Below are 20,247 nucleotides of genomic sequence, written 5' to 3' on the forward strand. Positions count from 1 at the left end.
TCAAAGAACAAGTCTTCTTGTGTCATTAATGCGTTTTACAAGCTTCGAAGAGATTCTTCTCTTTTAACACTTTAATTAAGGTTTCTCCCATGACAGATGGTGTCTCTGCCACTTCAATTCCACATTCACGCATTGTTTTTACTTTTTCATCAGCAGTTCCTTTACCACCAGAAATAATGGCTCCAGCATGTCCCATACGTTTTCCTGGAGGCGCTGTTTTACCGCCAATAAAGCCAACAACCGGCTTGGTCATATTTGCTTTTACCCATTCAGCTGCTTCTTCTTCAGCAGTACCACCGATTTCACCAATCATGATCACAGCATGCGTTTCAGGATCTTCATTGAAGGCTTTTAATACATCAATAAAGTTCGTGCCATTGACAGGGTCTCCGCCAATTCCTACAGCTGTTGATTGACCAACTCCAGCCTCTGAAAGCTGATGTACCGCTTCATATGTAAGCGTTCCAGAACGAGACACAACACCAACATGACCTTTTTTATGAATGTAGCCAGGCATGATGCCAATTTTACATTCTTCAGGTGTAATCACGCCAGGACAGTTCGGTCCAACAAGTCTTGTCTTCTTACCTTCCATATAGCGTTTCACTTTAACCATATCCAGAACTGGAATGTGTTCTGTGATACAAATCACTAGATCCACTTCTGCATCAACAGCCTCTAAAATGGCGTCTGCTGCAAATGGTGCTGGTACATAGATAACAGAAGCATTTGCTCCAGTTGTCTGTACTGCTTCAGATACAGTATTAAATACAGGAACTCCCTCTACTTCAGTTCCACCTTTTCCAGGTGTGACACCGCCAACGATATTTGTTCCATACTCAATCATTTGTTTTGTATGGAATAATGCGGTTGAACCGGTAATCCCCTGAACAATTACTCTCGTATTTTTATTAATAAATACACTCATTTAGGTTCCCTGCCTTTCTGCTCTACTTGACTAAAGATACGATCTTTTCTGCCCCGTCAGCCATAGACTCAGCAGAAGTGATATTTAAGCCTGAATCACTCAGGATTTTCTTCCCTAATTCAACGTTTGTTCCTTCAAGACGTACAACGAGTGGTAATGTTAAGCCGACTTGTTTCGTCGCTTCAACAACACCTTCTGCGATGACATCACATTTCATGATGCCGCCAAAAATGTTCACGAAAATCCCTTTGACATTTTGATCAGATAAGATGATTTTAAATGCTTCCGTTACTTTTTCAGCAGTTGCACCGCCGCCAACATCAAGGAAGTTTGCAGGGTCCCCGCCGTAATGCTTGATGATATCCATTGTAGACATCGCAAGGCCTGCTCCATTCACCATACAGCCAATATTCCCATCTAGAGAAATGTAGCTTAGGTCATATTTAGATGCTTCAATCTCTTTTGGATCTTCTTCATCAAGGTCACGGTATTCTAATATATCTTTTTGTCTATATAAGGCATTGCTATCAAAGTTTAATTTTGCATCAAGTGCCATGACTTTTCCATCACCTGTTACAACAAGAGGATTTATCTCGGCAATTGAACAATCCTTTTCAATAAACGCATTGTAAAGGCTTGTCATAAACTTAACAGCTTGACCAACTAATTTTGTTGGAATATTAATTTTAAACGCAACTTCTCTCGCCTGATAGGCTTGGAGACCAATCGCTGGGTCGATGACCACTTTCACGATTTTTTCTGGCGTTTTTTCTGCTACTTCTTCAATTTCAGTACCGCCTTCTTCAGAAGCCATCAAAACAATTCTTGATGTCGCTCTATCCAAAACGAGTCCTACATAGTACTCTTTTTGAATATCGCAGCCTTCTTCAATAAGTAAGCGTTTTATTTCGCGCCCTTCAGGCCCTGTTTGATGTGTGACAAGTGTCTTGCCGAGCAATTCCTCTGCAAACCCTTTCACTTCATCTTTTGTTTTTGCAATTTTTACCCCACCTGCTTTACCACGGCCGCCTGCATGAATCTGTGCTTTTACGACATATACAGAGCTTCCTAGCTCTTCTGATGCTTTCACTGCTTCATCAGGTGTAAATGCTACTTTACCATTTGGAACTGAAACCCCATATTTTCTTAGGATTTCTTTTCCTTGGTACTCATGGATATTCATTTCCCATCCTCCCAACATATGTAGAAACAAAAATTATAAAATAGACTGCGCTTTCATTTTAAAGAATAAAAAAGAGAATGTCTAGGGTTCTATGTAAAATCGTAAAATCCTTCTAAACATTCAAACTTTTATTTTATTAAAAATATAAATTTTTCAGTCAAAACACTTATTTTACCTTATTTTTTCATTTTTTGATCCAACCGATAGATAAATGAAAATATTTCTGCTACAGTATCGTATAACGCTTCTGGGATTTCCTCATCGAGCGTTAAGTGGCGCATCAGTTCTACTAAATTACGGTCTTCTTGGATAGGGACGCCAGCTTTTTGAGCTTCTTCAATAATATGATCAGCCACATAGCCGCTGCCTGTTGCAACGACTTTTGGCGCTTTTTGTTTTTCTTCATCATAGTGTAGAGCGACCGCTCTTCTAAGCGGTTTTGAATCTTTCATACTCGTAAGTCCAGCCCTTTCTCGCTGATTTTATGAAAGTGTTCATCTAGAAAGTCAGACGGATCAATTGGCTCTTCTCTCTTTTTCGCTGTAATCCCCGTTAAACTATACCCTAGGGCATTTAAATTCTCTCGAACAGCTGGAATCATTGGATTAATGGTCCCTTGAAGTTCGTGAGCCGTCTCGACTGTAATTGACATCACTTTTTGCTGAATCGTACAGTCTATTAACGTTTCTTCTAAGTTCTCCATGTTTAAATAAAACATTAAACGGCACTGAGAAATATCAATAAAGCCATCTTTTTTCTTATGCCCTTTTAGAATAAAGGTTAAATCTTGAACACTATGTTTTGAGAAAAGCGGGTAAGAAACCATCATTTGACTAACTGTTTGGTTTTCCTGATGCACTAGTAACTGCCCATTTAATCTATGGAATAATTGATCCATTTCTTTTTTTACGGGTTCCGGAACATCAGCTTGCCTTGCATCATTTAAAACCATCTTTAATTGGTGAAGCTCTTGGCTTTTGACATCTTGGCTGCCCTTTTCCAGTAATTTCAGCATCCCAATTTCATCTCGTACACCTATCGCTTTTTTCATCGTCATCAGTAAATCGAGTACATCGGTTTTATTGCTTAATGCTGGTTCAGTCTGCTGAATGACCTTTGCCAATGCGTTCGCCTCTGTTTTTGAAAGAAACGGAAATTCCTTTTGAAGCACGGCTGCCTTTGCGTCAGCCTGTGGCCCTGCCTGCTGGACTGCTTGAACCAGTGATGTGAGTTGTTTTACATCAAGCTGCTGCTGTCCGTCTGTGCCTTGCTTTGTGATGCTTGTCAGAATGCGTTCTATTTGCTGAAGCGGGAGCTGTTTTGGACTTAATAATTGCTGCACACTGTTCTGATTCACTGTATCCACCTGTCGCCCTTGTATAGCGGCGGGCTGGCTCTGCTTTGTTTGCTGAGCCGGATTGACATGAGGCTGCATCTGCTGCAAGCTTTCTCCTTGCTTCGTTTGACCTTCTTTTGCTCCTAGAAGCACCGATAAGAGCTTTTCTGCATGAACAGTTGTCTCAGCATTTACAACCGTACGAACGGCCTGTGTAAGAGCCTGTGTGGCTTCTGATTGCTTCGGAAGCTGTGTTAATCGATCTAGCAGTGCTGTCACATCCTGATGAAGTGCAGAGGGGGATTTCATCGCTAATATTGATTGGAGCACTCCTTGCTGAATCGGCAAATCTTTCTTTAAAGCAAAAAGAAGTGCTTGCAGACCTTTTTTGATATCCGCGCCTTGAAGTTGTTCAATCCATTTTACTGCCGTTTTTAACTCTGCTTCGTTGATGACCGGTTTTTCTTTTAAAAAGGCTGTAGCTGTTAACATTTGTTCAAGTCCATTTTTAAGCGACAGACCTTCTAGTAGTTTAGCTGCGGCAGCCTTTAATGTTTTAGGATCTTGGTCAAATTGCTGAACAGGTCTTAATTTACTCAGACTGCCTCCACCTTCTTGTTCTAATTGGAACCAGTAGAAAGAATCGGCTTTTAGCTGAGCCGCTAGCTGCGCTTTGATTTTGGTCGAACCTATTTGAACAAGTGCTGTATCATCCCCGAGCATTTTCAGTACTTTGCCGAGAATGAGCCGGTGAATATTTTCCTTTCCTTCCGTGTTAAGCGGAACAGATTCTGCCGTATTCAGCCGACTATTCAGTGCAGTATGTATATCTTCAACTCTTGTCATCACAGGCAGCCTCCTTGTGTCAAAATATTTATGAAATAACAGATTTCACTGGTGCAAATGATAACCGGTGGATAGGTGTGGCGCCATGTGTTTGAATGGCAGCCAGGTGCTCTTTCGTTCCATACCCTTTATGTTTTTCAAATTGATACTCAGGGTACTGGCGTCCATACTCTTCCATCATTTTGTCCCTTGTCACTTTGGCAATACATGCACCAGCTGCGATGGATGCGCTTTTAGCATCTCCTTTGATGATATTCTCCTGTTGAGTAGGAAGCGGGAGCGTCATCGCATCTATGAGTAGATAATCAGGTGTGTGAGTGAGCTGCTTTACAGCCTTCACCATCGCCAGTCTTGATGCTTCGTATATATTCATTTCGTCAATCGTTGCCGCATCAACAATGCCGATGCCGATGTCGAGTGCTTCCTTTTGAATGAGCTCATAATAGGTCATTCTTTTTTTCTCAGATAGCTGTTTTGAATCATTTAAACCGAGTAGGACGGTATCTTCTTTTAATATCACAGCTGCCGCAACAACTGGGCCAGCCAGTGGTCCTCTTCCTGCTTCATCTATGCCTGCAATACAAGTGTATCCTTGCGCTCTTGCTTTGGTTTCAAATTGCAGCATTTGCTTCCATGCTGCACGTAGTTCTTGCTGCTTTTCTCTCTCTTTGTTCCATTTGCCCATCAGTTTCTGGACACTTTTTCTTGTATCGTCTTTCAATAGTTCACGAATGTATGACTCGTCGTCAGCATGTTGTTCTATTAATTCTTTTATTTGTTTGACCGTGTACATTGGCTTTTCCGCAGCCTCCTTCTTTATATCGGCAGTTTTTCGCAAAAAATAAAGACCCGCATGAGCTGCGTGTCTTTTAGCTTTCAGGCTTCTCAAAAGTGAGGGGACCAAATTTTTCCGTTCGAATATCCCGAATAATGATTTCGGTCGTTTTGTCGTAATTAATGAATCCTCCACTCATCAGACAGCCGCGTTTTGTGCCAATGGCATCAAACAGCTCAACTGTATCTTCAGGTATTTCTGCTAAATCATAGCGTTTTTTTAACCGCTCTGGATAGTGCTCTTCTAAAAAGCGGAGCGCATACACTGCGACATCCTGCAAGTTGATGATTGAGTCTTTAATCGCTCCAGTGACGGCCAGCCTAAGACCTACTTGTTCATCTTCAAATTTCGGCCAGAGAATTCCGGGGGTATCGAGCAGTTCAAGTTCTTTTCCTACCTTTACCCATTGCTGTGACGTCGTAATACCAGGTCGATCTCCTGTTTTCGCAATATTTTTCTTTGCCAACCGATTGATCAGCGTTGATTTGCCGACATTGGGAATTCCGATAATCAAAGCTCGAATGGCACGCGGCTTAACACCTTTTGCTTTCATTCGATCGAACTTTTCTTTTAAGATTTCTTTTGATGTCGTAATGATTTGATTTAACCCTTGTCCATCGACAGAATTAATGGCAAGTGACCGTACACCTTGCGCTTCAAAGTGTGCCTGCCACTCTTTTGTCATACGAGGATCTGCTTTATCTGCTTTGTTCAAAAGCATAATTTTCGGTTTGTTTTGGAGGATTTCTTCAATCATTGGGTTTCTAGAGGACATCGGAATTCTTGCATCGGTTAATTCAAATACGATGTCGATGAGCTTTAATTTTTCTGTGACTTCCCGTCTTGCTTTTGCCATATGGCCTGGAAACCATTGAATTGTCATATGTGCACCTTCTCTCTTCTAACGGTTGTCTCTATACATTGTACAAAAAAAGAGCCTGTTACAGGTAACAAGCTCTTTCTTTTGATATCATTATCGTCTGATTTCTTTGATACGAGCCGCTTTACCGCGAAGTTCACGTAGGTAGTAAAGTTTCGCACGACGTACCTTACCGTGACGTACAACTTCGATCTTAGCGATTTTTGGTGTGTGTACAGGGAATGTACGCTCAACGCCTACACCGTAAGAGATCTTACGAACTGTGAAAGTTTCGCTGATTCCACCACCACGACGCTTAATTACAACACCTTCAAAGATCTGGATACGCTCACGAGTACCCTCGACAACTTTCACGTGTACACGTAAAGTGTCACCAGGACGGAACGCAGGAAGATCAGTGCGTAATTGTTCTTTTGTGATTTCTTCAATCAATTGTTGCATCGTTTTCAACTCCTTCCAACAGATGCTCATGTCCTCTTTCTTCATTGCAGCGGAACATCGTTTTCAAACTTGAATCGGCAAGCCGTCCAAGTCACAAGTAGTATCATACCACACCTGTATACCTTGTGCAATACAATCTAGTCATTATGAAGCTGCCAAAGCCATCTTTTTTCTTCATCCGTTAATGTTTTGCAAGAATCGATCAAATCTGGCCGTCTTGTATAGGTTCGCTTCAACGATTCTTTACGCCGCCACTCTTCAATTTTGGCATGATTTCCAGAGAGAAGCACATCTGGTACTTTCAATCCTTTATAATCAGCTGGTCTTGTATAGTGCGGATGCTCAAGCAGACCTGTACTAAATGAATCTTCGATATGAGACGCTTCTTTTCCAAGCACATGAGGCAAAAGCCTGACCACACTGTCTGCAATCATCATCGCTGGCAGCTCTCCGCCTGTGAGAACGAAATCCCCGATTGAGATTTCATCTGTGACAAGATGCTCCCTGATGCGCTCATCGTAGCCTTCATAGTGGCCGCAAATGAACATAAGATGCTCTTCTTTTGCAAGCTCTTCTGCTTTCTTTTGTGTATATCTTTCTCCTTGAGGACAGACAAGAATAATGCGGGGCTTCTTGTTTGCTTTTTTCGTTAAATCTTCTACCGCATCAAATACAGGCTGTGCTTTCAGAACCATGCCAGCACCGCCGCCATACGGATAGTCATCCACTGTTTTATGTTTATGATCAGAATACTCCCTAAAATTCACGACATCAAATGAGACCGCATCTTTTTCCTGAGCTTTTTTTAAGATCGATGAGTGAAGCACTCCTTCAAACATTTCAGGAAACAGTGTTAAAAAGTCAATTTTCATTCGTCAATGAGTCCTTCCATCACTTCAATGTGTACTTTCTTGGATGAAATATCAACTGTTTTGACGACAGATGGAATATAAGGGATGAGGGCATCTTTTTTGCCTTTTCTTCCAACCACCCATACATCATTTGCCCCTGGCGTTAAAACTTCTTTGATTTGACCAATCAGTTTGTCCTCTTCATCATATACTTCACAGCCGATGATTTCGTGGAAATAGAATTCCCCTTCATCTAATGAACCAAGATGTTCTTTTTCTACTTTTAAAATCGACTCTTTTAATTGCTCAGCTTCATTTAACGAGCCGACTTCTTCAAATGTCAGTAAATCAAATTGTTTGTGCTGTCTATGTGATGCGACAGTCACTTTTAGCGGTTCTTTTTGATTTTGTTTGAAAATATAAAGGACGCTGCCTTTTTTGTAGCGTTCTTCTGGGAAATCAGTCTTTGACACAACACGTACTTCTCCGCGCACTCCATGTGTATTGACGATCTTTCCGACATTCAACCATTCTAGTTCCATGTTCTTTAATCACCCCTGACGTATTTCCACAATGGTGCCGTCTTTCACGACGATGACATTGTCTTGCATTTTGTCATCCCATTTATCACCTATTTTTACTTCAATCAGCGCATCCACTTCTGTTTCTTTCATTTCACTGCCAAGAGGCAAGATATGCAGCTGCTCGACTTGAAAATCAATTTGCCTCATTTTCTCTTGTCTTTTTTCAATGGCTTTTTGAAATTGAGGGATGGCTTCTTGCTGATGTGGTTCTTTTTCATGCTTTTTGAGTTGAAAATATAGTTGATTGCACTCACGTTCTAGTCTTTCTTTTTTCTCCAAAAAAGTCGTTAACAGTTTGTCCTTACTGCTTTCAGTTAATACTTGCATGACGGTGACATGTTGAATGATCTGCATCTTCCTTTTTGTCCCCCTATCCGAAGGCATTTGTCCTCTACAGTATAACGAAAAATAGATTTAAACGTGTAAAAAAAGGGGAGGTCCTAAGCCCTCTCCCTTTTTAGTCAGCAATCTCAAGTTGAACTTTCTTAGAAGACTCTGCACTTGCTGCAAACATGACTGTTCGTATCGCTTTAGCTGTACGTCCCTGCTTTCCGATCACTTTTCCGGTATCTTCAGCATTGACAGACAGTGTGTAAATGACCTGCTCATCTTTTTCTAATGAAGATACGTGAATATCTTCAGGGAAATCAACAAGTGGCTCGACGATGGACACAATCAATTCTTCCAAGGACAGCTCATTCATTATTTGCTGTTTTTCGCATTATGAAATTTTTCAAGAATTCCTTGGCTTGAGAAAAGGTTACGAACTGTATCAGATGGTTTCGCACCATTTTGAAGCCATTTAAGCGCTAATTCTTCGTTGATTTTCACCTCAGCTGGTGATAACACTGGATTGTATGTTCCAACTGTTTCGATGAAACGACCGTCACGTGGTGAACGAGAATCTGCTACAACAATACGATAGAAAGGAGATTTTTTTGCTCCCATACGTTTTAAACGAATTTTTACTGCCATTTTACTAGCACCTCCGAAAATATTTCAACAAGATAGTATATTAACAATGATAAAAGGGTTTGTAAAGTGTTTTTTCTTAACAACGGTTTTATCATGTATAACCAATTACATAAATGGTAATTTAAAGCCGCCTTTTTTCTTTCCTTTGGACATATTGGTCATTTGCTTCATCATCTTTTTCATTTCGTCAAATTGTTTTAAAAGGCGATTGACTTCCTGTACAGATGTTCCGCTTCCTTTTGCAATCCGTTTTCTGCGGCTTGCATTGATGACCTCTGGCTGTTCTTTTTCTTCGGTCGTCATTGATTTAATGATCGCTTCGATGTGATTGAGCTGCTTTTCGTCTACTTGGACGTTTTTGAGCCCTTTCATTTTACCGGCTCCCGGCATCATTTGGATCAGTTCATCAAGTGGACCCATGTTGCGAACCTGCCCAAGCTGCTCGAGGAAATCATCGAGCGTGAAGCTCATTGTCCGCATTTTTTGTTCAAGCTCTTTCGCTTTATCTTGGTCAACGTTTGCTTGTGCTTTTTCAATAAGCGTGAGCACATCTCCCATGCCAAGAATTCTCGATGCCATCCGCTCTGGATGGAATGGTTCAATTGCATCAAGCTTTTCACCTAGTGCGGCGAATTTAATCGGCGTATTTGTGACTGCACGAATTGAAAGTGCTGCCCCGCCTCGCGTATCACCGTCTAGTTTTGTCAGAACGACACCTGTTAAACCAAGCTGTTCATTAAAGCTTTTTGCGACATTGACAGCATCTTGACCAGTCATCGAGTCAACAACGAGGAAAATCTCTTCTGGATTTGCGACTTCTTTTACTTTCTGAAGTTCATCCATTAAGTCTTCATCAATATGAAGACGTCCTGCTGTATCTAAAATGACATAATCATGATGTTCTTCTTTCGCTTTTTCAATTGCCTGTTTGGCAATTTCGACAGGACTAACTTGATCACCTAATGAGAATACGGGCATATCAAGCTGTTTTCCAAGCGTTTGAAGCTGCTGGATCGCTGCTGGTCTGTAAATATCAGCGGCCACCATCATCGGCTTGCGATTATGTTTTTTGCGAAGTAAGTTGGCAAGCTTTCCAGTTGTGGTCGTTTTACCTGCCCCTTGAAGACCAACCATCATAATGACAGTTGGAGATTTTTTCGCTACAGCGATTTTACTCTCTTCCCCGCCCATTAATTCAGTGAGTTCTTCTTTTACAACTTTAATGACCTGTTGTCCTGGGGTAAGACTTTGCATGACCTCTTGTCCAACTGCCCGCTCGCTTACTTTTTTCACAAAGTCTTTGACTACTTTAAAATTGACGTCAGCTTCAAGAAGGGCAAGGCGTACCTCGCGCATCATTTCTTTTACATCTTGCTCTGACACTTTTCCTTTGCCGCGGATTTTTGAAATCGTCTGCTGCAGTCGGTCGGCTAATCCTTCAAATGCCATACTGTGCCGCCTCCTAATCTAATTTCTCAAGCGATTCAATTAAAGCTTCTGCTTCTTCCTTTTGCGCGGAATCTGCTACAAGCTCTCTCATTTTTGTGAGAAGTTCTTTACGCTCTTTAAATTTCTTAAACAAGAGCAGCTTTTCTTCATATTGTTCAAGCATCGCTTCAGTCCGTTTAATATTATCATAAACAGCCTGTCTTGATACTTCATATTCATCCGCAATTTCACCGAGGGAAAAATCGTCTAGGTAGTAAAGCGACATGTAGCTCTTTTGTTTTGCGGTCAACAACGATTGATAGAAATCAAACAAGTAGTTCATTCTCGTTGTCTTTTCAAGCGTCATGGGCTCTCTCCCCTTTGTTAAGTTCATTCCCTTTACAACAACTAAGTTTACACGGTTCTGATCTATGTGTCAAGTTTTTATCTTGTCACTTCCTGCGGCGATATATAAATAAAAATGCCGGCAATTTTGCCGGCATCCCCAGATTGTTGACAAAGGGCTAAAATGAACTTGATTTTAGCCCTTTGTCTTCTTTTTCAGCGTGATAGAAAACCTTTGCAGCCCTAGGAAGGACGAGTACTGGCGCGGAGCGAATTTATCATTCGTGAGCACCGGCACGCAGGACTGACAAAGAATGCGAGGGTTTGTCTACACACTGAATGCCGGCAGTTTTGCCGGCTTTTTGATTAGTCTTCTTGATCAATCATGTCTGAGAATAATCCGTACACATACGATTCAGCATCGAACTCTTGCAGATCGTCTACTTTTTCACCTAGTCCGACAAGTTTTACAGGGATGTTGAGCTCATTGCGAATGGCAAGAACAATCCCGCCTTTTGCAGTACCGTCAAGCTTTGTTAAAGCGATACCTGTCACGTTTGTTGCTTTAGAAAATTCCTTCGCTTGCGCCATCGCATTTTGACCCGTTGTCGCATCAAGGGCAAGCAGTACTTCGTGCGGTGCATCGGGCACTTCGCGTTCAATGACTCTCTTGACCTTCTCTAGCTCTTTCATCAAGTTGACTTTGTTTTGCAGTCTGCCTGCTGTATCACAGATCAAGACATCTGCTTTTTTGGCTTTAGCTGATTGAACGGCATCATAGATGACCGCTGCCGGGTCAGAGCCTGCTGTTTGTTTAACGACAGGAACACCAGAGCGCTCGCCCCATACTTCAAGCTGCTCAATCGCCCCCGCACGGAACGTATCACCTGCTGCTAAAATGACGGATCTCCCTTCATTTTTTAGCTTGTTTGCCAGCTTACCAATGGTGGTGGTTTTACCGACACCGTTCACGCCTACGAATAAAATAATATTTAAACGGCCGTCTTCAATGTTCAGTTCAGAGATTTGTTCCTCACCACTATTGTAAATCTCCACGAGTTTTTCAGAGATGACTGCTTGTACTTCACTTGGGTCTTGAATGTTTCTTAATTTCACTTCTTTTTTCAGCTCATCAATCAGTTCCATCACAGTCGTGAAACCGACATCCGCACCGATTAACACTTCTTCTAGTTCTTCAAAAAAGTCTTCATCCACTTTACGATAGCGAGAAATGAGTTCATTTACTTTTCCCTGAAACGAATTTCTCGTTTTTTCAAGTCCATCTTTAAACTTTTCTGATACTGAATCGGTTTGCTGCGTAAATTTTTCTTTTAATTTCTTAAAAAAGCTCATGGGTTCAAAAACCTCCTTTAATTACTGGACAAGCTCTTTTGTTTCCTCTAGTTTGACAGATACTAGTTTTGAGACACCCGACTCCTGCATCGTGACACCGTACAGAACATCTGCTTCTTCCATGGTTCCTTTTCGGTGTGTAATCACAATGAACTGTGTTTCTTGGCTGTATTTCTTTAAATACTGAGCAAAGCGGAACACATTCGCTTCATCAAGTGCCGCTTCTACCTCATCTAGCACACAGAATGGAACTGGTCTCACTTTTAAGATCGAGAATAATAAAGCGATGGCTGTTAATGCTCTTTCTCCGCCTGAAAGCAGGCTTAGATTTTGCAGCTTTTTCCCCGGCGGCTGCGCCACAATATCGACACCTGAGTTTAGTAAATCGTTTGGATCTGTCAACTTAAGATCTGCTCTTCCTCCGCCAAATAATGCTTGGAAAACAGATTCAAAATGCCCGCGGATTTGAGAGAATGTCTCAGAGAAACGTTTCGTCATCTCCTGATCCATTTCTTCAATGACTTGGAATAACGTATTTTTCGCTTCTGTCAGATCATTGCGCTGTTCAGTTAAGAAGAGAAAACGTTCATTCACACGTTCATACTCGTCAATGCTGCCTAAGTTCACTGTTCCAAGCTCTTCAATGGCTAGTTTGATCAATTTCACGCGTTTTCTTGCTTCATCCGGCGATAGCGTCAGATGATACATTTCTTTTGCTCCTTCAAACGAAAGGGCATACTCTTCGTTTAAATAGTTGATGAGGTTATCAAGTTCAACTTCCATGCGGCCAAGCTTGATTTCTTCATCTTTTAAGCTTGTCGTGAGCTGTTTATACAGGCGTTTTTGCTCTTTCAGTTCACGTTCAGCGAATTCTAATGTTTCAGAAAGAGCCAGGCGCTGTTTGCGTCGCTCTGAGATAAGCGCTGTCGTTTTGTTTTTATGTTCCAGTTTCTCTTTTGCCGCTTCTTCCAGTTGTTCGGCGCCGCTTGAGCTGGATGACATTTCACTTGTTAAGAGGGACAAATCTTCTTTTGTTTCCGTCAGCGTCTTTTCAGCCTCTTCTAATTCAGCCGTTAAGCTCGACAGTTTTTCTTGTTCATTTGCTAAAGACTGCTCTTTTTTGGCAAGCGAGATTTTCAGCTCTGTTAATTCGGAAGAAATGGTTTCTTTCGTTGAGCTTTGGGTCTGCTTCCGTTTTGTTAACGTGTTGATCTCTTCGTCAAGAGAGGTCAGTTTCTCACCTATAGATGTTTCAAGGGCTGCCTGCTCTTTATCCTTGCTCGCAAGTTCGCTAGAGCGCTGCTGCAACTCTGCTTTTTCTTGATCATAGAGCTCTAGATGAGCGTTAATATTTTTTTCAGCTACTTGCAGTTCATATAATGTCCCTTTTAACTCTTGCTGCTTTTCTCGAAGCATTTCGCCGCGCTGACGCAATTCATTTAATTGGACTTCGCTTTCGGCAATCGATTGCTTCGTTTCTTTTGTTTCTTTTTCAAGGATCGTTGTTTTTTCTTGCATGTCAACGAGCTGCTTTGTTAATGTTTCAATCTCTCGGTTTCTGGAGAGGAGGGAATTGTTCTTTTTCTTTACGCCTCCCCCAGTCATTGAACCGCCTGGGTTCACCACGTCCCCATCAAGGGTCACGATGCGATAACGATGTCCAAGCATTTTCGCTAGCTCATTGGCACCTTTTAAGTCTTTCACGATTAGGACTGTTCCAAGCAAATTCTGAATGACTTTTTCATACTTTTCATCAAAGGAAACGAGCTGACTCGCTACGCCGATAAATGCGTCATGCTGCTCAGCTATTTGAATATCTCTGAACTGAATGGTTCGTTCTTTGATGACGTTCATCGGCAGGAAGGTCGCACGCCCAAAGGAATGCTGCTTTAAGTATCCAATGGCCTGTCTGGCAGCCGCTTCATTTTCAGTAACGACATGCTGCGTGGCTGCGCCAAGTGCAATTTCAATCGCTGTTTCATGTTGCTGCTCTGTTTGAATTAGCTCTGCAATCGCCCCGTGAATACCACCTAACCGGTCCTTTGCCTTTAAAACCTCTTTCACTCCTTGGAAAAATCCTGAGAAGTCTTCCTGCATGGATTCAAGCATTTCTTTTTTAGATTTTGCCTGCTGTACATATTGATAGGCTTGGTAAAGAGCCGTTTCTTTTTTCTCGTATTGACGTTTCATCTGTTCTAGCTTTTGTTCCGCTTCTCTAAAGCGTTTCACCTGAGCCAAAATGTCTTCTTCTCGTTCTGAAAGTTGCTTCTCGGCTTCTGTTTTCTTTTCCTTCACAGATACCCGTTCTTCGATATGTTTCTGATTATTTTGCGTTAACCGCTCTAGCTGCAAGGCTGCTTGGCGCTGCTGTTCTTCTAGTAATTTACGTTCGTTTCGGATAGAAGCTTGCTCGTTTAATAGGTCAAAATAATCGCTTTTTAGCTGTTCAATTTGCCCTTCCACATCTTCACTATGAAGAGACAGCTGATGTTGTTTTGTTTTCACTTCATCTTTTAGCTGCTGCACTTCTGTTTGCAGGCTGTCACGTGTGACTTTCTGCTTTTCAATCTTTTCCGTTAATAACGACTGTTTTTCGGTTAAACGCACGAGCGTGTCTTCTAGCTGCCCTTGGTTAGCGGCCGCATTTTTTTTTCGTTCTTTTAGAACTTCTTTTTTCCCTTCAAGCTTTTCTAGTTCTTCACTTGTGAAAAGGAGGACTTCTTGAAGGTCATGAATCGAATCGTCAAGCGCCTGAATACGGTCTCTCGATTCTTCGATTTTGGCTTCCTTCGCTTGAATGTCTGTGGACTGCTTCATTTCATCTTGTTTGAACCGCTCGACAGCTTCTCCAAGTGTTGTCCATTTTTTGTGTAGTGCTTCAATATCATGGACGGTGAGAGCAATTTCTACATTTTCAAGTTCTTCTTTCTTTTGCAGATAGTCTTTTGCGATAGATGCCTGCATTCTTAGTGGTTCTACTTGATCTTCTAGTTCATGCAGAATATCTTCTACCCGGTTTAAGTTGTCCTGCGTTTCAAACAGTTTATTCTCGGCTTTTTTCTTTCTTGTTTTATATTTCAGGACACCAGCTGCTTCTTCAAAGATGCTACGTCTTTCTTCAGCTTTACTCGATAGAATCTCTTCTACCTTACCTTGGCTGATGATCGAAAAAGCTTCTTTTCCAAGACCTGAATCCATGAAAAGATCAATAATATCCTTTAAGCGGACAGATTGATTGTTAATGAGAAATTCACTTTCTCCAGAACGATAGACTCTTCTTGTCACACTGACTTCGTGAAAATCGATCGGCAAAAAGTGATCTTCGTTATCGAGCGTTAATGTCACTTCTGCTAAGTTGACTCGTTTTCTTGAGTCACTTCCTGCAAAAATGATGTCTTCCATTTTTCCTCCGCGGAGACTTTTTGCTGATTGCTCTCCAAGTACCCAGCGGATCGCATCAGTAATATTACTTTTGCCGCTTCCGTTTGGTCCAACAACAGCTGTAACCCCTTTGACAAAGTCTACAGTCACCCGCTGTGCGAAAGATTTGAATCCTATCACGTCTAAACGTTTGAGGAACATGAGAGTGATCCTCCTTATGTATTTAAAGTACTATTATCTTACCATATGAACTGAAAAAAGATGATGGAAAACAGAGTGAAATCCCCCTGAATCACGAGGGGGATTTTATTGGTTCATATGATGTTTCTGTAATTTAGCAAGTGCTTCCTGTGCAGCATGCTGTTCCGCTTCTTTTTTTGAACGGCCATTTCCAATTCCGAGCACTTCTCCTCTAAGGGATACATTGGCTTCAAATTCCCGGTTATGTGCTGGGCCTTTTTCATGCAGGATTCGGTATTCAAGTACACCTTTTCCATCTCGCTGAACAAATTCTTGAAGCTGGCTTTTAAAGTCCATGACATGTGAGAATGCCCCGTCATTAATTTTTGGGTACACATAGGCTTCTAGGAATCGTTCAACAGGCTCAAGTCCTTGATCTAAATAAAGCGCTCCGATAAACGCCTCAAATACATCTGCTAAGAGTGCCGGACGCTTTCTGCCGCCTGTCATTTCTTCCCCTTTTCCTAAAAGAACAAGGTCTCCGAAGGACAGCTCATGTGCTAATGACACAAGTGATGGCTCACATACGATCGCCGCTCTCAGTTTTGTTAAATCTCCCTCGCTCATGGCTGGATACTTTGCAAATAAGAACTGTGAGATCGTCAATTCTAAAACAGCGTCCCCTAAAAATTCAAGTCTTTCATTATCCTCATAAGGTTTTTTTCGATGCTCATTCACATAAGAGGAATGTGTAAAGGCTTGATAGAGTAGTTTTTCATTTTTAAAGTGTACAGAAATGCGCTGCTGAAATTCTCTGAATTGCTCTAGTTTTTTGCTCTGTTTCTGTTTGTCTTTATAGTGTTTTGGCATAGCAACCTCCAGGTAGGCGTCATCGCCTTTAAGGATACTGATTATATGGAGTCTCTCTTTCTACATGCAAGGAAACCGTGCTCCTTAGCATCTGAAAAAGGCTGACAATTGATCAGCTGAATATGTTGAAACTAACATAAATTTTCAAAGTCCCGCCATGAAAATAGACGGGACTTTGTTACGCTTATTGCTGGCTATTTATGTAGTTCACAGCGTCACCGACTGTTGCAATTTTTTCAGCATCTTCGTCAGAAATTTCCATATCGAACTCATCTTCAAGTTCCATAACTAGCTCAACTACATCAAGGGAATCAGCGCCTAAATCTTCTTTAAATGAAGCTTCCATTTTCACGTCAGCCTCATCAACGCCAAGGCGGTCTACAATAATTTTTGATACACGCTCTAATACGTCTGCCATTGCCTTTCACCTCCCCTCAAAGTATTATAGTTGATTCGTTTTTAAAAAACTAGAGAAAACGTAACGAAATTTTGATATTTCTTAGGACATAACCATTCCGCCATCCACTTGGATGGTTTGGCCTGTAATATAACCTGCTCCTTCTGAAGCTAAAAAGACAACAACGTTGCTTATATCTTCAGGCGCACCAAAGCGTGCGAGCGGGATTTGCTTCAGCATTTCTGTTTGAACATTCTCATCAAGCTTGTCTGTCATATCAGTAGAAATAAAGCCTGGTGCTACGGCATTGACTGTAATATGACGGCTGGCCAGCTCTTTCGCTGTTGTTTTCGTTAATCCGATCACACCAGCTTTTGCTGCAACGTAGTTTGCTTGTCCAGGGTTTCCGCAAACGCCGACAACAGATGCTACATTGATGATTCTTCCGCTGCGCTGTTTCATCATTTGACGTGTCACAGCTTTTGTACAGTTGAAGACACCTTTTAAGTTTATGTTAATGACATCATCCCATTCATTTTCTTTCATTCTCATGAGCAGGTTGTCCTTTGTAATTCCAGCATTATTCACAAGAATGTCGATTGAACCAAATGTATCAACGGCTTGTTTCATTAATGCCTGTACTTCTTCTGCATTTGACACATCCGCTTTGACAGCAAAAGCCTGCTGGCCAAGTGCTTTGATTTCATCGACGACTTCATTTGCTTTTGCTTCGTTGCCTGAGTAGTTCACCACAACATTGGCACCTTTTTTCGCCAAATCGATCGCAATCGAACGACCAATACCGCGAGATGCACCTGTGACAACGGCTGTTTTATTTGTAAGCATCAAGAATCCCCCTTGAGTGTTTGAATGGCTGCTTCAATTGTTTCTTGATCTGATACGGAAATGGTCGTCAGGCGGCGATTGACTTTTTTCACAAGACCTGAGAGCACTTTACCAGGACCAATTTCAATAAATGTTGTCACGCCTAAGTCAATCAGGCGTTCTACACTTTCTTCAAATCGAACAGGAGAATACAATTGTTCAATCAGCTTCGTTTCAATTTCATTACGTGATGTCACGATGTCTGCTGTTACATTTGAAATGACTGGCGTCGCGGCATCAGAAATGTCTAATTTAGATAATACATCTGTGAATTTTTCAGCTGCTGGTTTCATTAATGCAGAATGGAAAGGTCCACTCACTTCAAGTGGAATTGCACGTTTTGCGCCCTTTTCTTTCGCTTTCTCTGATGCAAGTTCCACACCTTTTGCTGTACCAGAGATGACGATTTGCCCCGGACAGTTTAAGTTCGCTAGTTCTACAAGATGACCGCTTTCTGTCACTTCTTTTGTCACTTCTACAAGCGCCGCTTGGTCTAAGCCAAGAATCGCCGCCATTGCGCCTTCTCCTGCTGGAACGGCTTCATTCATTAATTCGCCGCGCTTTCTCACTGCGAAAACGGCATCATTAAACGAAAGAGCTCCCGCTGCAACAAGGGCTGTATATTCACCCAGGCTGTGCCCTGCTGCATAATCTGCTTTGATTCCGCTCTCTTCAAACTTCTTTAAGATCGCGATGCTTGTCGTTAAAAGAGCTGGCTGTGCATTATATGTCAGCGTCAGTTCTTCTGCATCTCCTTCAAAAATCATTGAAGATAAATCAAAACCAAGGGTCTGATCTGCTTCTTCAAACACAGCTTTAGATGCTGCTTCTTGGTCAAATAAATCTTTTCCCATGCCAATTTTTTGAGAGCCTTGGCCTGGGAATAAAAAAGCAATTTTACTCATGCTACTCTACCTCCATTACGACTCATTCGTGTCTTCTTTTTGAACTTCTTGATGAATGATAGCTGAAACGTCTTTTTTAACGATGTCGCGCGCCTGACGAATGGCATGAAAAATCGCATTTTCATCAGAGGATCCATGCGCTTTAATAACGGGCGCTTTTAAACCAAATAATGCGGCACCACCATATTCGGAGTAATCCATTTTAGATTTCATCTGCATTAATTTTGGCTTCATCATACCTGCTGCTATTTTAGCTGTGAAGCTGGATGTTAAGGTTTCTTTCAGCATTTTAAAAACAGAAAGAGCTGTGCCTTCGATCGTTTTAAGGGCGATATTCCCCGTGAAACCATCTGTGACAACGACATCAGCTACACCCTCTAATAAGTCACGCGATTCTACATTTCCTACGAAATTCAAATCTGATGCTTTTAATAATTCAAAGGTTTTTTTCGTTAAATCGTTGCCTTTTTTATCTTCTGTCCCGACATTTAAAAGTCCAACGCGTGGATTGCTCTTCGGGAAGACATGCTCTGCGTAAATAGATCCCATCATGGCATATTGCACAAGATGCTCTGGCTTTGCATCAACGTTTGCGCCGACATCCAATAATAAGAACCCGCTGCCATCAAGTGTTGGCAACGTCGGAGCAAGTGCTGGTCTGTCAATGCCATCAATTCTGCCTACGATAAACAGGCCTGCTGTCATGAGTGCCCCAGTATTTCCAGCTGAAATACAGGCATCTGCTCTTCCTTCTGAAACTTCCTGCGCCATTTTCACCATAGAAGAATCCTTTTTACGTCTCACTGCACGCACTGGCTCATCCGTTGGTTCAATGACTTCTTTTGCATCTAAGATCGTGATGCGTTCATGATTTGTTATGTATGATTTGATCTTGCTTTCATCGCCGACTAGTGTAATCTCGATATCTGAAAATGCTTCTAAGCTTTTTTGCACACCGTCAATAATGGCTTTAGGGGCATGATCTCCCCCCATTGCATCGACTGCAATTCTCATGTTATGTGCCACCTTTTACTTTTGTTTTGAGCGATACATGACGAAATCGCCTGAGAAGACAACTTCCTCACCTACATAGCTGTTTACTTCAACTACGGTTCTGCCTTTTTCTTTATCATGTGAGGCAACTTTGGCTTTTGAGACGACTCTTTCGCCTTGTTTGACCTGCCTTGTAAACTTAATATTTGCTTTTGCTGTCAAAGCCAGTTCATCGTCGATGACGGCTACTGCCAGCGAATTTGCCTGGGCAAAAAGATGATGTCCCCTGGCAATTTGGTTACGGCTGAATACATGCTCTTTTCTCACTTCAAAAATGGAAATCGCTTGATCATCAAGCTCTACATCAATCATTTCTCCAATGACTTCATCCAGCGGAAGAGACTTCACTTCATCCTCTAATGTCTTTTCGGCCACGTGCTTAATTCGTTCGCGTAATTCAGGGATTGATAGCTCCAAACGGTCAAGACGAACCGTTTGAATGCTTACACCGAATTTACTTGCCAATTCTTCATCAGTAATGAACGGAGTCGAGCTGATCGTTTGCTGGAGAAGCTTTTGTCGTTCTTTTTTATTTAGTTTCATATGCAGACACCATCCGTACATTTATGACTAGGTACTAATAGTAGTATA

The 20,247-nt window shown here is 41.7% G+C and carries 22 protein-coding genes; all 22 read right to left on the reverse strand.

Annotated elements, in window-relative coordinates; genetic code table 11:
• Positions 1 to 25 precede the first annotated feature (25 nt).
• The 22 genes from sucD to fapR all read right to left on the reverse strand — a co-directional run bounded on the left by sucD (position 26) and on the right by fapR (position 20,199).
• Positions 26 to 928, reverse strand: a complete 903-nt coding sequence (gene sucD / locus EBQ12_RS01460) for a succinate--CoA ligase subunit alpha (RefSeq protein WP_007499624.1) — start codon at positions 926 to 928, stop codon at positions 26 to 28.
• 22 nt (positions 929 to 950) lie between these two features.
• The gene (sucC, locus tag EBQ12_RS01465; RefSeq protein ID WP_008344824.1) at positions 951 to 2,111 is read right to left on the reverse strand and encodes an ADP-forming succinate--CoA ligase subunit beta; all 1,161 of its coding nucleotides are present in this window, start codon (positions 2,109 to 2,111) and stop codon (positions 951 to 953) included.
• 176 nt (positions 2,112 to 2,287) lie between these two features.
• Positions 2,288 to 2,563, reverse strand: coding sequence for a FlhB-like flagellar biosynthesis protein (locus tag EBQ12_RS01470; RefSeq protein ID WP_008344827.1), 276 nt, complete (start codon positions 2,561 to 2,563; stop codon positions 2,288 to 2,290).
• A complete protein-coding gene (locus tag EBQ12_RS01475) occupies positions 2,560 to 4,293 on the reverse strand; it encodes a glycosyltransferase (protein ID WP_125588882.1) in 1,734 nt (577 codons plus the stop codon). Before EBQ12_RS01475 ends, EBQ12_RS01470 begins: the two co-directional genes overlap by 4 nt.
• A 28-nt stretch (positions 4,294 to 4,321) precedes the next feature.
• Entirely contained in the window at positions 4,322 to 5,086 is a 765-nt protein-coding gene (locus EBQ12_RS01480; RefSeq protein ID WP_125588884.1) for a ribonuclease HII, read from the reverse strand.
• Positions 5,087 to 5,162: 76 nt separating this feature from the next.
• Positions 5,163 to 6,011, reverse strand: coding sequence for a ribosome biogenesis GTPase YlqF (gene ylqF / locus EBQ12_RS01485; RefSeq protein WP_007499632.1), 849 nt, complete (start codon positions 6,009 to 6,011; stop codon positions 5,163 to 5,165).
• Positions 6,012 to 6,101: 90 nt separating this feature from the next.
• Entirely contained in the window at positions 6,102 to 6,449 is a 348-nt protein-coding gene (gene rplS / locus EBQ12_RS01490; protein ID WP_008344834.1) for a 50S ribosomal protein L19, read from the reverse strand.
• A 137-nt stretch (positions 6,450 to 6,586) separates the two neighbouring features.
• The gene (gene trmD / locus EBQ12_RS01495; protein ID WP_007499635.1) at positions 6,587 to 7,321 is read right to left on the reverse strand and encodes a tRNA (guanosine(37)-N1)-methyltransferase TrmD; all 735 of its coding nucleotides are present in this window, start codon (positions 7,319 to 7,321) and stop codon (positions 6,587 to 6,589) included.
• The gene (gene rimM / locus EBQ12_RS01500; RefSeq protein ID WP_008344836.1) at positions 7,318 to 7,842 is read right to left on the reverse strand and encodes a ribosome maturation factor RimM; all 525 of its coding nucleotides are present in this window, start codon (positions 7,840 to 7,842) and stop codon (positions 7,318 to 7,320) included. The genes trmD and rimM overlap by 4 nt, the downstream gene beginning before the upstream one ends.
• A gap of 9 nt (positions 7,843 to 7,851) precedes the next feature.
• Entirely contained in the window at positions 7,852 to 8,238 is a 387-nt protein-coding gene (locus EBQ12_RS01505) for a YlqD family protein (RefSeq protein WP_008344839.1), read from the reverse strand.
• 103 nt (positions 8,239 to 8,341) lie between these two features.
• Positions 8,342 to 8,587 carry a KH domain-containing protein gene (locus EBQ12_RS01510; protein WP_012009937.1) on the reverse strand — a complete coding sequence of 82 codons (246 nt, stop codon included), beginning with the start codon at positions 8,585 to 8,587 and terminating at the stop codon, positions 8,342 to 8,344.
• Positions 8,587 to 8,859 carry a 30S ribosomal protein S16 gene (gene rpsP, locus EBQ12_RS01515; protein WP_125588886.1) on the reverse strand — a complete coding sequence of 91 codons (273 nt, stop codon included), beginning with the start codon at positions 8,857 to 8,859 and terminating at the stop codon, positions 8,587 to 8,589. Before rpsP ends, EBQ12_RS01510 begins: the two co-directional genes overlap by 1 nt.
• 105 nt (positions 8,860 to 8,964) lie before the next feature.
• Positions 8,965 to 10,308, reverse strand: a complete 1,344-nt coding sequence (ffh, locus tag EBQ12_RS01520) for a signal recognition particle protein (RefSeq protein ID WP_008344842.1) — start codon at positions 10,306 to 10,308, stop codon at positions 8,965 to 8,967.
• Positions 10,309 to 10,321: 13 nt separating this feature from the next.
• Positions 10,322 to 10,654 carry a putative DNA-binding protein gene (locus tag EBQ12_RS01525; protein ID WP_008344844.1) on the reverse strand — a complete coding sequence of 111 codons (333 nt, stop codon included), beginning with the start codon at positions 10,652 to 10,654 and terminating at the stop codon, positions 10,322 to 10,324.
• A gap of 344 nt (positions 10,655 to 10,998) precedes the next feature.
• Positions 10,999 to 11,985, reverse strand: a complete 987-nt coding sequence (ftsY, locus tag EBQ12_RS01535; protein ID WP_113747342.1) for a signal recognition particle-docking protein FtsY — start codon at positions 11,983 to 11,985, stop codon at positions 10,999 to 11,001.
• 21 nt (positions 11,986 to 12,006) lie between these two features.
• Positions 12,007 to 15,567 carry a chromosome segregation protein SMC gene (gene smc, locus EBQ12_RS01540; RefSeq protein ID WP_125588888.1) on the reverse strand — a complete coding sequence of 1,187 codons (3,561 nt, stop codon included), beginning with the start codon at positions 15,565 to 15,567 and terminating at the stop codon, positions 12,007 to 12,009.
• A 105-nt stretch (positions 15,568 to 15,672) separates the two neighbouring features.
• The gene (rnc, locus tag EBQ12_RS01545; protein WP_017367233.1) at positions 15,673 to 16,416 is read right to left on the reverse strand and encodes a ribonuclease III; all 744 of its coding nucleotides are present in this window, start codon (positions 16,414 to 16,416) and stop codon (positions 15,673 to 15,675) included.
• 184 nt (positions 16,417 to 16,600) lie between these two features.
• Positions 16,601 to 16,834 (reverse strand): acyl carrier protein, encoded by a 234-nt coding sequence (acpP, locus tag EBQ12_RS01550; RefSeq protein WP_003212028.1) that lies wholly within the window; start codon positions 16,832 to 16,834, stop codon positions 16,601 to 16,603.
• An 81-nt stretch (positions 16,835 to 16,915) separates the two neighbouring features.
• Positions 16,916 to 17,659, reverse strand: a complete 744-nt coding sequence (gene fabG, locus EBQ12_RS01555; RefSeq protein WP_008344855.1) for a 3-oxoacyl-[acyl-carrier-protein] reductase — start codon at positions 17,657 to 17,659, stop codon at positions 16,916 to 16,918.
• Positions 17,659 to 18,603, reverse strand: a complete 945-nt coding sequence (fabD, locus tag EBQ12_RS01560; protein WP_125588890.1) for an ACP S-malonyltransferase — start codon at positions 18,601 to 18,603, stop codon at positions 17,659 to 17,661. The genes fabG and fabD overlap by 1 nt, the downstream gene beginning before the upstream one ends.
• A gap of 15 nt (positions 18,604 to 18,618) precedes the next feature.
• On the reverse strand, positions 18,619 to 19,617 hold the full coding sequence (gene plsX, locus EBQ12_RS01565) for a phosphate acyltransferase PlsX (protein WP_017359101.1): 999 nt from the start codon (positions 19,615 to 19,617) through the stop codon (positions 18,619 to 18,621).
• A 15-nt stretch (positions 19,618 to 19,632) separates the two neighbouring features.
• Positions 19,633 to 20,199: a transcription factor FapR gene (fapR, locus tag EBQ12_RS01570; protein WP_017359102.1), complete on the reverse strand. Its 567-nt coding sequence runs from the start codon at positions 20,197 to 20,199 to the stop codon at positions 19,633 to 19,635.
• Between the last annotated feature and the right edge of the window lie 48 nt (positions 20,200 to 20,247).

This window comes from Bacillus sp. 2B09, from assembly GCF_003946835.1.
GTDB classification, from domain to species: domain Bacteria; phylum Bacillota; class Bacilli; order Bacillales; family Bacillaceae; genus Bacillus; species Bacillus altitudinis.

Excerpts from the sequence above, each read along its gene's own strand:
- fapR (WP_017359102.1), bottom strand. The coding sequence starts at position 20,199 with ATGAAACTAAATAAAAAAGAACGACAAAAGCTTCTCCAGCAAACGATC.
- fabD (WP_125588890.1), bottom strand. The coding sequence starts at position 18,603 with ATGAGTAAAATTGCTTTTTTATTCCCAGGCCAAGGCTCTCAAAAAATT.
- plsX (WP_017359101.1), bottom strand. The coding sequence starts at position 19,617 with ATGAGAATTGCAGTCGATGCAATGGGGGGAGATCATGCCCCTAAAGCC.
- trmD (WP_007499635.1), bottom strand. The coding sequence starts at position 7,321 with ATGAAAATTGACTTTTTAACACTGTTTCCTGAAATGTTTGAAGGAGTG.
- EBQ12_RS01470 (WP_008344827.1), bottom strand. The coding sequence starts at position 2,563 with ATGAAAGATTCAAAACCGCTTAGAAGAGCGGTCGCTCTACACTATGAT.
- sucD (WP_007499624.1), bottom strand. The coding sequence starts at position 928 with ATGAGTGTATTTATTAATAAAAATACGAGAGTAATTGTTCAGGGGATT.
- rplS (WP_008344834.1), bottom strand. The coding sequence starts at position 6,449 with ATGCAACAATTGATTGAAGAAATCACAAAAGAACAATTACGCACTGAT.
- ylqF (WP_007499632.1), bottom strand. The coding sequence starts at position 6,011 with ATGACAATTCAATGGTTTCCAGGCCATATGGCAAAAGCAAGACGGGAA.
- EBQ12_RS01480 (WP_125588884.1), bottom strand. The coding sequence starts at position 5,086 with ATGTACACGGTCAAACAAATAAAAGAATTAATAGAACAACATGCTGAC.
- rpsP (WP_125588886.1), bottom strand. The coding sequence starts at position 8,859 with ATGGCAGTAAAAATTCGTTTAAAACGTATGGGAGCAAAAAAATCTCCT.
- EBQ12_RS01475 (WP_125588882.1), bottom strand. The coding sequence starts at position 4,293 with ATGACAAGAGTTGAAGATATACATACTGCACTGAATAGTCGGCTGAAT.
- fabG (WP_008344855.1), bottom strand. The coding sequence starts at position 17,659 with ATGCTTACAAATAAAACAGCCGTTGTCACAGGTGCATCTCGCGGTATT.
- sucC (WP_008344824.1), bottom strand. The coding sequence starts at position 2,111 with ATGAATATCCATGAGTACCAAGGAAAAGAAATCCTAAGAAAATATGGG.
- ffh (WP_008344842.1), bottom strand. The coding sequence starts at position 10,308 with ATGGCATTTGAAGGATTAGCCGACCGACTGCAGCAGACGATTTCAAAA.
- EBQ12_RS01505 (WP_008344839.1), bottom strand. The coding sequence starts at position 8,238 with ATGCAGATCATTCAACATGTCACCGTCATGCAAGTATTAACTGAAAGC.
- smc (WP_125588888.1), bottom strand. The coding sequence starts at position 15,567 with ATGTTCCTCAAACGTTTAGACGTGATAGGATTCAAATCTTTCGCACAG.
- EBQ12_RS01510 (WP_012009937.1), bottom strand. The coding sequence starts at position 8,587 with ATGAATGAGCTGTCCTTGGAAGAATTGATTGTGTCCATCGTCGAGCCA.
- EBQ12_RS01525 (WP_008344844.1), bottom strand. The coding sequence starts at position 10,654 with ATGACGCTTGAAAAGACAACGAGAATGAACTACTTGTTTGATTTCTAT.
- ftsY (WP_113747342.1), bottom strand. The coding sequence starts at position 11,985 with ATGAGCTTTTTTAAGAAATTAAAAGAAAAATTTACGCAGCAAACCGAT.
- rimM (WP_008344836.1), bottom strand. The coding sequence starts at position 7,842 with ATGGAACTAGAATGGTTGAATGTCGGAAAGATCGTCAATACACATGGA.
- acpP (WP_003212028.1), bottom strand. The coding sequence starts at position 16,834 with ATGGCAGACGTATTAGAGCGTGTATCAAAAATTATTGTAGACCGCCTT.
- rnc (WP_017367233.1), bottom strand. The coding sequence starts at position 16,416 with ATGCCAAAACACTATAAAGACAAACAGAAACAGAGCAAAAAACTAGAG.